The following is a 12,593-nucleotide window of genomic DNA, read 5'->3' on the forward strand; positions in this document are numbered from 1 at the left end:
ACGGCTTCGTACTGCACTGATTCAAGTATAATTCACCCTGCAGATTATTTTGTGTACAGCGCAAAAAATCTGCTTCGCCGCGTTTTGGTCAGCAGGGTGTATGATTAAGAGGTGATGAGGTAAGGAGAAAAGCTGTTTATGGATATCAATCACCTGATTTCCCAGTATGGCTACGCGGCGCTGATCGTCGGCAGCATGGCGGAAGGTGAGACCATTACCCTGCTGGGCGGCGTCGCAGCGCATCAGGGGCTACTGAAGTTTCCCCTGGTGGTGATCGCCGTCGCCCTCGGCGGGATGATTGGCGATCAGCTGCTCTATCTGCTTGGTCGCCGCTTCGGCGGGCGCATTCTGCGCCGTTTCGCCAGCCAGAAGGCGCGGATCCGGAAAGCGCAGCGCATGATCCAGCACCGGCCGTGGCTGTTTGTCATCGGCACCCGCTTTATGTACGGCTTCCGGGTGATCGGCCCCCTGCTGATCGGCGCCAGCCGCCTGCCGCCGCGCATTTTCCTGCCGCTGAATATTGTCGGAGCGCTGGTGTGGGCCCTGCTGTTTACTACCATAGGCTATCTTGGCGGCGAGGTGGTCGGCCCGTGGCTGCACCATCTGGACGCCCATCTTAAGCATTGGATCTGGCTGATCCTCGCGGTGCTGGTGGTCGTGGCCGCCCACTGGTGGCTCAGGCGGCGCGAGAGTAAGAAGAAAGACTGAGCGGCGCGCCCGCGGGCGCACCGTGGTTGGCGGTTACTTCACCGTCTGATGGTAGCCGCCGCCAAGGGCCGAGGTCAGCTGAATGCTGGCGTCAATCCACTGGCCGTGCAGGCGCAAGGCGGTGATACGCTCCTGCAGCGCCGGGAGTTTCGCCAGGCTCACCCTGGAGCCGGGCAGGATCCCCGCCGCCATTCGGGCCTGCGCCAGATCCACCACCCGCTGGGCGTCTTTTTCAACCTGCTGCTGCTGTTGGCTTTTGGCCATCAGCGTCTCAACCTGGCTGGCGGTTTTCGCCACCTGGTTGACGGCGTCCACCACCGCTTTGTTGTATTGGGCGATGGACAGGCTGTTCTGCGCGCTGGCGATATCCAGATTAGCATTGAGACGACCGCTGTCGAAGATCGGCAACGTCAGTCCGGCGGTGACGCCCATCTGCTGCGCCGAATGGCGGAAAAGATCGCTTAAGTGCAGGGCATCCTGCTGCAGGAACGCCATCAGGTTGATGTCCGGATAAAACGCCGCCTTCGCCGCGTCCACTTCGCTCAGCGACGCCTCGATATACCAGTGAGCGACCTGCAGATCCGGGCGGCGCGCCAGCAGCTCATAGCCGAGGGTATCCGGCAGCTGCGCGCTGACCGTCGGCAGGCTGGCGGGTTTGAGGTTCAGCGACTGGCTCTGGCTGTTGGTCAGGGCCATCAGCCGCGCTTCAATCTCTTTCATCGTGCCCGCCACGTCCGCCAGCTGCTGGTCGGTTTTGCTGACGTTAATATCGTTCTCCGCCCCTTCGGCGGAGTTGGTGATCCCGCGCTGATACAGGGCCTTGTCGACCGTCACGATATTATTTTGCTCGTTTTTCACCTGCTGCAGCACCGCTTTGATCGCCGCTTCCGTCTGCCACTGCCAGTACAGGCGCGCCACGCTGCCGGAGAGCAGCTCGCGGGTCTGGGCCTGCTCGGCCACCTGGGCTTTCAGCTCGCCGATGCGCGCTTTCACCAGCGCGCGGTTTTTGCCCCACAGATCGAGATCCCAGCCGGCAGTCAGGCCGAAGGTGCCATTGGTGTACCACGGGCCGGTATTGCCGTCGGTATCGGTGGCGAACGGCCCCATCAGGCCTTCAGCGGACATTTTCTGCCGTTCGATATCGGCGGAGAAATCCATCTCCGGGCCAAGATTCGCCTGCGACATTCGCGCCTGCGCTTCAGCAAGCCTGATGCGCTGTTCGGCAATCTGCATGTCCGGCGCGTAGGCGAGTGCGCGCTGAATCAGATTATCCAGTTGGGCATCGTGGTAGTCTTTCCACCAGTCGGTGTGTGGCCAGCCATTTTGGACGGCGGCGGGAAGATCCATGGAAACGTGGGAAGCCGGAATTTGCTGCTGCGGCGGATTAGCGACCTCATGAGAAGGCGCGCAGCCAGCCAGCGCGATGGCCAGGGGCAACGCCGCCAGCACGCTATTTTTTAATATCAATTTCATTTAACAGGTCAGATAACGTAATCAGGTTGGTTATCATAAATTAATTGAATTAAACGCGTTTAGTAAAGCGTGTGACTAAATTATTAGTTAGCTAAAAATAAACAACCTTATCAATTCAAGGGATGAATATGAGTCAGAATATTTATGACGACCCGCAGTTCTTTGCCGGCTATGCGACCCTCGATCGCTCGGTGAAGGGACTGGAGGGTGCACCAGAGTGGCCATCGCTGCAGGCAATGCTGCCGCCAGTAACCGGTTTGCGGGTGGTGGATCTCGGTTGTGGCTACGGCTGGTTTTGCCGCTGGGCGCTGCAGCAGGGAGCCAGCCAGATAATTGGTTTTGATATCTCCCGACGTATGCTGGCGCAGGCGCGAGAGATGACCCGCGGGGATGAGATTGACTACCGCTGCGCCGATCTGCAAACCCTGACGTTGCCCGCCAACAGCTGCGATCTGGTCTACAGCTCACTGGCGCTCCATTACTTACCAGACATCGCCCCGCTCTTCACCGCCCTGCAGCAGGCGCTGGTCCCTGGCGGCATCCTGGTCTTTTCCGCGGAACATCCCATCTATACCGCGCCGCTGCAGCAGGGATGGCAGGTAAATGAGCAGGGGCAAAAAAGCTGGCCGGTCAGCCACTATCAGCAGGAGGGCGAGCGCGTAAGCAACTGGTTTGCCGAGGGCGTCATTAAACAGCACCGCAAACTCTCAAGCTGGGTAAACGCGCTTATCGCCGCTGGTTTTGTGCTGGAGCAGCTGGATGAGTGGGGTCCGAGCGCCGAACAGATTGCTCAACAGCCCGCCCTGGATGAAGAGAAAGAGCGTCCGATGATCTTTTTACTGCGCGCGCGTAAACCGGGCTGATCCCTCGCCCGGCGATGGCCGGGCGGGGAAGCATTACGCTTTCAGGCTGGCGCCGCGGCTGGCAATCACCTCTTTATACCAGTCAAAGCTCTTCTTCTTACTGCGTGCCAGGGTGCCGGTGCCGTCATCATGGCGGTCAACATAGATAAAGCCGTAGCGCTTCGACAGCTCCGCCTTCGAGGCGCTCACCAGGTCAATCGGCCCCCAGCTGGTAAAGCCCATCAGCTCAACGCCATCGTCAATGGCTTCCCGCGCCTGCACCAGGTGGTCGTTCAGGTAGCTGATGCGGTAGTCATCATTAATGCTGCCGTCGGCTTCCACCTTATCTTTGGCGCCCAGACCGTTTTCCACGATAAACAGCGGCTTCTGATAGCGATCCCACAGCACGTTCAGCAGCGTACGCAGGCCGAGGGGGTCTATCTGCCAGCCCCACTCCGAGCTCGCCAAGTGCGGGTTCGGCACCATGCTAAGTATATTGCCGCGCGCCTGCTGGTTCAGCGCCTCATCGGCGGTGACGCACCCGGTCATGTAGTAGCTGAAGGAGATAAAATCGACGGTGGTTTTCAGCGTTTCGCGATCGGCCTCGGTGATGTCGAGCGTGATGCCGTTGTCGCGGAAAAAGCGCTGCATATAGCCCGGGTACGCCCCGCGCGCCTGCACGTCGCCGAAGAACTGCCAGCTGCGGTTCTCCTGCAGCGTCTCAAACACATCTTCCGGTTTGCAGCTCAGGGGATACATCAGCCCGCCGAGCAGCATATTGCCGATTTTGCCCTCGGGCACCAGCTCATGACAGGCTTTGACCGCCAGAGCGCTGGCCACCAGCTGGTGATGAATGGCCTGATACACCTCGCCTTTGCTGCTGCCGGCCGGCAGGCCGACGCCGGTCATCGGGGCATGTAGCGACATATTGATTTCGTTAAAGGTCAGCCACAGTTTGACCTTATTTTTATAGCGGCTGAACACCGTCCGGGCGTAGCGCTCAAAGAAGCTAATCACCTCCCGGCTGCCCCAGCCGCCGTAGTTTTTTACCAGCGCCCATGGCATTTCATAATGCGACAGCGTCACCAGCGGGGTGATGCTGTGCTTCGCCATCTCGTCGAACAGCTTGTCGTAGAACGCGAGGCCGGCTTCGTTCGGCTCGGCGTCGTCGCCGTTGGGGTAGATGCGGGTCCAGGCGATGGAGACTCGCAGGCAGTTAAAGCCCATCTCGGCAAACAGGGCAATATCTTCCGGATAGCGATGGTAAAAATCGATCGCCACATCTTTTATGCCGCTGTCGCCGGGTACGCGCTCGACCACTTCGCCGAACACGCCGTGCGGCTGCACATCGGAGGTGGATAAGCCTTTGCCATCTTCCAGATAAGCACCTTCCACCTGATTGGCCGCGGTCGCGCCGCCCCATAAAAAATCCGTCGGGAATGTTTTCATCTTTTTCTCCTGTGATTAATGGCTGACTGACAACAGCGGCTGACCGGCTTCGACGGTGCTGGACGCCACCGTATCAATCTCCCGGTAGTCGTCGCTGTTGCTGATAATGATCGGGGTCACCAGGTCGTAGCCGGCGTCCAGAATCGCCTGACGATCGAACTCAATCAGCAGATCGCCGGCCTGTACCCTGTCGCCCTCTTTCACATGCGCGGTAAACGGCACGCCGTCGAGTTTGACCGTGTCGATGCCAACGTGGATCAGCAGCTCGATGCCGCTGTCGCTCTGCAGGCCGATGGCGTGTTTAGTCTGAAACAGGGAAGCCACTTCGCCCGGGAATGGGGCAATGACTTTGCCCACAGCCGGGATAATGGCGACTCCTCTCCCCAGCAGGCCGCTGGCGAAGGTGCTGTCCGGCACCTGATCGAGGGCGATGACGCTGCCGCTCATCAGCGCAAGGATGTCATTTGCCGAGACCGGCGCTACCGCCACGGCGCCCGGCGCGGCGCTGGCGCGCGGCAGGCCGGCGAAGAAGGTCAGCACGCAGGCGAGCACGAAAGCCACGCCGGTGCCGATAAGCCCGCCCCAGACGCTGGCGTCAATCCCGCCGGGCGGGATCATTTGCGCCGGGAAAAAGATGTTTGGCAGGCCAAACGAGTAGGCATAACTGTTGCTAAAGGCAGTGATCGCCCCGCCAATCGCCCCGGCGACACAGCCGAAGATAAACGGACGGCGCAGCGGCAGAGTCAGGCCATAGATAGCCGGCTCGGTGATGCCGAACAGCCCGGCGGAGAAGGCGGAACCGGCCAGCACCCGCTGGCGCGCATCGCGGGTGGCGAGGAAAATACCGAGCACGGCGCCCACCTGGGCAATCACTGCCGGGAGGATAATAGGCAGCATGGAGTCGTGACCAAGCACCGTCATGTTATTGATCATCAATGGCACCAGCCCCCAGTGCAGGCCGAAAATAACGCACACCTGCCACATGGCGCCCAGTACCGCGCCCGCCAGCCATGGCGCAAACGCATAAATGAACTGGTAGCCGTTGGCCAGCAGATGGCTCAGCCAGGTGGCGACCGGGCCAATCACCAGGAAGGTGAGCGGGACCACCACCGCCAGGCAGATGGCCGGGCTGAAGAAGTTTTTCATCGATGACGGCAACAGCGCGTTGCTCTTGCGCTCCAGCCAGCAGGAGACCCATGAGGCGAGAATAATCGGGATCACTGACGAGCTGTAGTTGATAAAGGTCACCGGAATGCCGAGAAAGTACTCCACCGCCGCGCCCGGCGCCTGGCTGGCCTCAAAGGCCTGAATCATCAGCGGGTGGGTTAACGCCCCGCCAATCACCATCGAGATAAACGGGTTGCCGCCAAACTTCTTCCCGGCGGTATAGCCAAGAAACAGCGGGAAGAAAAAGAACAGCGCGTCGCTGGCAGCAAACCAGATTTTATAAGTCCCCTGCTCCGGCGTAAGCCAGCCGCAGGTCACCGCCAGCGCCAGCAGGCCTTTCAGCAGACCGGTTGCCGCCATCACGCCGATAAACGGTGTAAAAATGCCGGAGATGATGTCGATAAGCTGGCTTAACACCGATCCTTTGGCCGCTTTTTCCTCGGCAACCGGTTCGCTGTCATCGCTTAACCCCGCCTCCTGGCGCACCGCCAGCCAGACGTCGTGAACGTGGTTGCCAATCACCACCTGAAACTGGCCGCCGCTCTCCACCACCATAATCACGCCCGGATTGGCCTTCAGCCCTTCGGCATCGGCTTTGCCGTTATCCTTCAGTTTAAAACGCAGACGTGTCGCACAGTGAACCAGACTCACAATGTTCTCTTTGCCGCCGACGCGGTTGAGAATATCCTGCGCGAGTGCTTTATATTCCATGCTCTTTTCCTTACTGCCGCTGCCCGCAGACAACCGGCGACTGAGTAGTAAAAATAAAAAAAACCCGAGAACCACGCCGGTAGGCGTCGCGCTCAGGTTTTGCCTGCATCATGCAGTAACAATCCAGTTTGTCGGGAGACTTAGCGTCCCTCTTTTCTTACCCGTTCAATATGAATGGCAAGAAACATAATTTCTTCGGTGGTCAGCGCACGCTGATACTGCTTTTGCAGATGCGTCGCCACCGTTTCCGCACAGTTCCACGCTTTGGCGTAGTTGTCTTTCACCGCGCTGTGCAGCGAGACGTCGTCATCTTCCACCACCGTGCGGGTCAGCATCCGCTGAGCGAAAAACTTCAGGTGGGTGACGAAACGCTGATAGCTCAGTGACTCCTCGTCGTAGTTCAGCTGCAGCTGATACTTCACCAGCTGCAGGATCTCCTGCATCACCCGGGTCACGTGCATGACCTCCGGCATTTCGCTGTTGAGCTGCGCCGTCACCAGATGCAGGGCGATAAATCCGGCTTCATCCTCCGCCAGCGCCACGCCTAGCCTTTTGGCAATGATGGCCCTTGCCTCCTGGCCCAGCGCGAACTCCTTCGGATACAGCCGCTTAATCTCCCACAGCAGCACGTTACGCAGTGCGATGCCCTTTTTCTGCCGCTCGATAGCAAAATGACAGTGATCCGTTAACGTGATGTACAAACTTTCCTGTAACTTGCCCAGCCGTCCGCGTGCCAGGTCGATAATGCGATCGCAGGTGGTCATCACTTCTAACGGTATTTGACTGAGCAGCTCGCCTAAGCGGCCGACCAGCTCATCGCTTTGTAAGGCGAAAACTTTTTCAATTTTACTGTCGTCCAGCACGTCGCCCGGGCGTTTCTGAAAGGCCAGCCCTCGCCCCATCACCACCTGTTCGCGCCGGTGCTCGTCGAGAACCACCACCACATTGTTATTGAGTACTTTGGCGATTTGCATATAGACCCCAGAAACAAAAAAACCTGACCCCCGACGAAACGCCAGGTGATCAGGTTTTGCCTGCCGCAGCAGTTGCAATCCAACACCCGCACTGTAACAACTTCTGCTGCGCGCTCAACCTGACAAGTGAAAAAACGTGATTAAGATCGCGACTATCAGAAGGTCACGACGGTTTTCCACTCCACTACCCACGCGTCCTGGGTCTGCGCGACGCCGCCCGGACGGTGCCAGTACTGCAGGCCCGGCTGCAGCTCCAGCCAGGAGACCGGGCGGAAGCGATAATAGAGCTCACCGTTCAGCGAATGACCGGCCACCGGCTGGTAAGCCGGATCGTTATAGTCGGTGGCGCCGCTTATCTGATTCATATAGCGCTGATTACGTGCGTAGTGGCTGCTCATGTCGATCCACGTCAGGCCGAAGCCAATCCAGTCCTCCGGCCGGGCGTCAAACAGACCGCGGTAGCGCATTGAGGCGGCGACGGCGGAGTGGATATAGTTGCTGCGCTGGTCGCTGAGGCTGCCGCTCAGTGAGACGCTCATTCCCCGCAGCGGGTCGTCGGCGTGGCGGGTGATCTGCTGGTTCAGGCCGGCGTACATAAACCAGGTGCTGTCGTGCTCGGCGTAACCTTGCGGATCGGTCGCCCCGGCGCCGCCGGATTTACCGCTGTAGAGGTCGCTCTGCGGCGCGTTAGTCCAGACAACGCCAAGGTTATAGGCTCCCGGCAGGCCATTAATCAGCGGACGGGTTTCGATCTCCATTGGCAGTAAAATGCCTTTGCTGCCCTTCGTCGACCAGCTCCACGCGTGGCTGCGCGCGGTAGCCTGCGGGTTTTGCTCCATCACCCCGCCTTTCAGGGTGACCGTCGGCGTCAGCTTGTACTCCAGGGTGGTGCCCCAGGTGTGAATGTTCCAGTTATTCCAGGTCAGCGAGTTGGCCGATTTCCCACCGCACTGGGTCAGCAGCTGAAAATCGCAGGGAATGATCTGGTCGAAGGTTTGCACCTTGTTCATCATGCCGATGCGCCAGGTCAGGCGGCGGTCGTCAAAGCTGCGGGCAAAGGTGAGCCAGCCAAGGCGGGTAATCGACCCGCCGCCCCAGCTCTCCTGCGATAGATCGTTGAAACTCACCCGCGGATCCTGCAGCCGTTTCGTGGTGAGGTTATCATCATGGTTGCGGTTGACGATATTGCCCTCAAGCCGCGCGTCCGGTATGCCGGTCCAGCGCTCCAGATCCTGGGTAAAGGTCAATGACACCTGGTCAATATAGGCCAGGTGTTTATCATGGTCATAACCGCCGCCGGCGTTGTAGGCCATCTCGTTAAGATAGCCGAGATTATAATGAAAGCCGTTCTCTTCAAGGATCGGACGAATGCCTAGCATATCGCCCAGCAGCCCTTGCTGCCCGGCTTCAAACCCCAGCGCGCTGCCGTTCCACGCCGGGATGTCCGCGGCGCTCACGGCAGGCGCCATGGTCGCCAGCATAGCGCCGATCAAAAGCTGATTTATTTTTTTGTTATGCATTGTGATATCCACCGTGACTGAATAAAAACAAAGGGGATCCCCAGGCTATTTATTTACCCGTTTTCTTTTTTTAAAAATGAATGGCAAAAAGCGTCCGTCGGTAATAAAACCGCGACAATGCCAGAGAAATCGTTATTCACATCTCATTGTTTTACATCATCATTTTATCCACCCTGAATTTTTACCAAAAAAAAACCTAAGCACTTTGCGCCACGAATGACGAAAGTGCTTAGGTTTTGCCTGAGTTCAGTAGCAATCCTGAATTGATTGACCGCACATTATCAATTTATTCAACCCATGCCTATCATCAATAGGCATGCAAGTAATAATATGTGAAGCGAATAACAGTATGGCGGTTAATAGCGGCCGATCGCCGCCGCTATTTCAGCAGACGTTTGCAGGGCGCGAATTTCATTAAACAGGGTCAGCGCCTCGGTATATTCCTTGCGTAAATAGCCTAACCACTGCTTAATTCTCGCCACATGATACAGACCGGTATCACCCTGCTTTTCCAGGCGGGTATATTTTTGCAACAGCTGGACCACCTGCGGCCACGGCATGCGCGGTTCGTTGTATTTGATCACCCGGCTGAGGTTCGGCACATTGAGCGCCCCGCGGCCAATCATCACCGAATCGCAGCCGGTGACAGCCATACAATCCTGGGCGCTTTGCCAGTCCCAGATTTCACCGTTGGCGACCACCGGGATAGTCAGGCGCTGGCGGATCTCGCCGATCGCCTGCCAGTTGATGCGTTCGGCTTTGTAGCCATCTTCTTTGGTACGGCCGTGAACCACCAGTTCGCTGGCCCCCGCCTGCTGCACCGCGTCGGCGATTTCAAAGCGCCGTTCACCGCTGTCCCAGCCGAGACGCACCTTGACGGTCACCGGTAAATCCGCAGGGACCGCTTCGCGCATGGCTTTCGCGCCGCGATAGATCAGCTCTGGATCTTTCAGTAGCGTCGCCCCACCGCCGCTGCCGTTCACCAGCTTCGACGGACAGCCGCAGTTTAAATCAACGCCCCACGACCCCAGCGCCACCGCGCGGGCGGCGTTTTCCGCCAGCCACTCGGGATATTGTCCCAGCAGCTGGACGCGCACGCGGGTACCGGACGGAGTGCGGCTTTGATGATGCAGTTCCGGGCACAGCCTGTAGAACGATTTGACCGGCAGCAGTTGGTCCACCACGCGCAGAAATTCGGTGATGCACAGATCGTAATCGTTAACCTCGGTCAGCAGCTCGCGCACCAGCGAATCGAGCACGCCTTCCATCGGCGCCAGTAGTACACGCATATCGTTACCCGGAAAAAAAAGAGGCGCTATGGTAGCGCCTCCGGGCGTTGGTTGAAAGCGCTCAATGCGTCCGACCCGGCGCACTCCGGTCCCCGGACGCCCGAGGCGGCAAAACGGCGAGATAATCTCTATGCTTTACAGGGGCCTGTGGCGTCTCATTTACCTTTATTTGCCGCGCCTCGTCCAGCAAGGTAGCGTGGGGAGAGAAACCGTCTAAGCCGCAAGGCTTCGGACTCTGACGGGCGAGACGATGGTTCCCGTAAGCTATAAGCGCTATGCATAGAATTCATGATGTGATCGGTAGCACATTTTAGGGATTAATTGTATGATGAATTCACTTCATCAAGGGTTATTACCATGAGTAAATCGCTGACTATTATCTGGCAGTACCTGCGGGCTTTCGTCCTGATTTACGCCTGCTTGTACGCCGGAATATTTATCGCCGGGCTGCTGCCCATCACCATCCCCGGCAGCATCATCGGCATGCTGATCCTCTTCGTGCTGCTGGCGCTGCAAATCATGCCGCCGCAGTGGGTCAACCCCGGCTGCAATATCCTGATCCGCTATATGGCGCTCCTGTTCGTGCCGATCGGCGTCGGCGTGATGCAGTACTGGGATCTGCTACGCGCCCAGCTTGGGCCTGTCGTTATCTCCTGCGCCATCAGCACGCTGGTGGTGTTTGTGGTGGTGAGCTGGAGTTCCCATCTGGTGCATGGCGAACGTAAAGTGATTGGGCAAAAGGAAAAGAAAAATGATGCATGAAATCTGGTGGTCGCTACCGCTTACCCTGATCGTCTTTTTCCTCGCCCGCAAACTGGCGGCCCGCTTCAAATTCCCGCTGCTCAACCCGCTGCTGGTGGCGATGGTGGTGATTATTCCCTTTCTGCTGCTGACCGGGATCTCCTATGAACGTTATTTTGCCGGCAGCAAGATCCTGAACGATCTGCTGCAGCCGGCGGTGGTCGCGCTAGCCTTCCCGCTATATGAACAGCTGCACCAGATCCGCGCGCGCTGGAAATCGATCATCACCATCTGCTTTATCGGCAGCTGTGTGGCGATGATCACCGGCACCACCGTGGCCCTGCTGATGGGCGCCACGCCGCAAATCGCCGCCTCTGTTCTGCCCAAATCGGTGACCACGCCGATTGCGATGGCGGTGAGCGGCAGTATCGGCGGCATCCCGGCCATCAGCGCCGTGTGCGTGATTTTTGTCGGTATCCTTGGCGCGGTATTCGGCCATACGCTGCTCAACCTGATGCGTATTCGCACCAAAGCATCGCGTGGCCTGTCGATGGGCACCGCCTCGCACGCCCTCGGTACCGCCCGCTGTGCGGAACTGGACTATCAGGAAGGAGCGTTCAGCTCGCTGGCGCTGGTGCTGTGCGGGATCATCACCTCGTTGATGGCGCCATTTTTATTCCCGCTGATCCTCGCGGTGGTGGGATGAATTGTGATTCAAGTCACATTTCTTAATGCAACAAAGAAAAGTTGCATTAGCAATGGGATGTAAATCACATTTGAAACCCCTTGACGCCCGTACACTGGTTCCCCATTACACTGTTATGAGGCAACGCTATGCACTCACGTTTTCAAGCTGCTTTGACTACCCTGGCAGCAGACCTGCAGGCGGCCATCTCCCCGATGCTCGCCGACCCGCACTTCCCGGCGCTGCTCGAAGCCGATCAGGTGGCGACGCTGCAACAGGCGACAGGTCTGGACGAAGACGCGCTGGCCTTTGCGCTACTGCCGCTGGCCGCCGCCTGCGCGCGCGCCGACCTTTCTCACTTTAACGTCGGGGCTATCGCCCGCGGCGTCAGCGGCCGCTGGTACTTTGGCGGCAACATGGAGTTTCTCGGCGCCACCATGCAGCAGACCGTCCATGCAGAGCAGAGCGCCATCAGCCACGCCTGGCTGCGCGGTGAAACCTCCCTGCGCGCTATCACGGTGAACTACACGCCGTGCGGCCATTGTCGTCAGTTTATGAACGAACTGAACAGCGGACTGGCGCTGCGCATTCATCTGCCCGGTCGCGAAGCCCATGCGCTGCAGCACTATCTGCCGGATGCCTTCGGCCCGAAAGACCTGGAGATCAAAACCCTGCTGATGGACCACCAGAACCACGGCTTCCCGGTCAGCGGCGATGCCCTGTCCCAGGCGGCGATTGAGGCCGCTAACCGCTGCCACGCGCCGTACAGCCACTCGCCTTCCGGCGTAGCGCTGGAGCTGAAAGATGGCACCCTTTTCAGCGGCAGCTATGCGGAAAACGCGGCGTTCAACCCGACGCTGCCGCCGCTGCAGGGGGCGCTGAATCTCCTCAGCCTCAACGGCTATGATTATCCGGACATCCAGCGGGCGATCCTGGCGGAGAAAGCCGATGCGGCGCTAATTCAGTGGGACGCCACCGTCGCCACCCTGAAGGCGCTGGGCTGCCACAATATCGAGCGGGTGCTGTTAGGTTAA

The 12,593-nt window shown here is 58.6% G+C and carries 10 protein-coding genes and 1 pseudogene; 5 read left to right on the forward strand and 6 right to left on the reverse strand.

Going from position 1 to position 12,593, the window contains the following annotated elements; genetic code table 11:
• Positions 1–138: 138 nt before the first annotated feature.
• Complete coding sequence (locus tag GT756_RS17305) at positions 139–708, forward strand: DedA family protein (protein ID WP_023318737.1); 570 nt, start codon at positions 139–141, stop codon at positions 706–708.
• A 33-nt stretch (positions 709–741) separates the two neighbouring features.
• On the opposite strand, the gene mdtQ is transcribed toward GT756_RS17305, so the two are convergent.
• Entirely contained in the window at positions 742–2,181 is a 1,440-nt protein-coding gene (gene mdtQ, locus GT756_RS17310) for a multidrug resistance outer membrane protein MdtQ (protein WP_064189972.1), read from the reverse strand.
• Positions 2,182–2,309: 128 nt separating this feature from the next.
• Between mdtQ and GT756_RS17315 the strand changes: the two genes are divergently transcribed.
• On the forward strand, positions 2,310–3,044 hold the full coding sequence (locus tag GT756_RS17315) for a bifunctional 2-polyprenyl-6-hydroxyphenol methylase/3-demethylubiquinol 3-O-methyltransferase UbiG (RefSeq protein ID WP_023318739.1): 735 nt from the start codon (positions 2,310–2,312) through the stop codon (positions 3,042–3,044).
• A gap of 33 nt (positions 3,045–3,077) precedes the next feature.
• On the opposite strand, the gene GT756_RS17320 is transcribed toward GT756_RS17315, so the two are convergent.
• From GT756_RS17320 to dusC, 5 genes and pseudogenes are all read right to left on the reverse strand, one after another.
• Positions 3,078–4,472: a glycoside hydrolase family 1 protein gene (locus GT756_RS17320; RefSeq protein ID WP_160124956.1), complete on the reverse strand. Its 1,395-nt coding sequence runs from the start codon at positions 4,470–4,472 to the stop codon at positions 3,078–3,080.
• Between the two features lie 15 nt (positions 4,473–4,487).
• Positions 4,488–6,462, reverse strand: a pseudogene (gene bglF, locus GT756_RS17325) (PTS beta-glucoside transporter subunit IIABC).
• Positions 6,463–6,490: 28 nt separating this feature from the next.
• The gene (gene bglG, locus GT756_RS17330; protein WP_160124958.1) at positions 6,491–7,324 is read right to left on the reverse strand and encodes a transcriptional antiterminator BglG; all 834 of its coding nucleotides are present in this window, start codon (positions 7,322–7,324) and stop codon (positions 6,491–6,493) included.
• A 155-nt stretch (positions 7,325–7,479) separates the two neighbouring features.
• Positions 7,480–8,844, reverse strand: a complete 1,365-nt coding sequence (locus GT756_RS17335; protein WP_064183471.1) for a carbohydrate porin — start codon at positions 8,842–8,844, stop codon at positions 7,480–7,482.
• Between the two features lie 356 nt (positions 8,845–9,200).
• Positions 9,201–10,133 carry a tRNA dihydrouridine(16) synthase DusC gene (gene dusC, locus GT756_RS17340; protein WP_021313273.1) on the reverse strand — a complete coding sequence of 311 codons (933 nt, stop codon included), beginning with the start codon at positions 10,131–10,133 and terminating at the stop codon, positions 9,201–9,203.
• A 357-nt stretch (positions 10,134–10,490) separates the two neighbouring features.
• On the opposite strand from dusC, the gene GT756_RS17345 reads away from it, so the two are divergent.
• From GT756_RS17345 to cdd, 3 genes are all read left to right on the forward strand, one after another.
• Positions 10,491–10,895 carry a CidA/LrgA family protein gene (locus tag GT756_RS17345; protein ID WP_004201620.1) on the forward strand — a complete coding sequence of 135 codons (405 nt, stop codon included), beginning with the start codon at positions 10,491–10,493 and terminating at the stop codon, positions 10,893–10,895.
• On the forward strand, positions 10,885–11,580 hold the full coding sequence (locus tag GT756_RS17350; protein ID WP_004201621.1) for a CidB/LrgB family autolysis modulator: 696 nt from the start codon (positions 10,885–10,887) through the stop codon (positions 11,578–11,580). The genes GT756_RS17345 and GT756_RS17350 overlap by 11 nt, the downstream gene beginning before the upstream one ends.
• Positions 11,581–11,708: 128 nt before the next feature.
• Positions 11,709–12,593 carry a cytidine deaminase gene (gene cdd, locus GT756_RS17355; RefSeq protein ID WP_049093651.1) on the forward strand — a complete coding sequence of 295 codons (885 nt, stop codon included), beginning with the start codon at positions 11,709–11,711 and terminating at the stop codon, positions 12,591–12,593.

Origin of the sequence: Klebsiella sp. Q2 (genome assembly GCF_009900705.1) — a bacterium.
Classification (GTDB): Bacteria; Pseudomonadota; Gammaproteobacteria; order Enterobacterales; family Enterobacteriaceae; genus Klebsiella; species Klebsiella quasipneumoniae.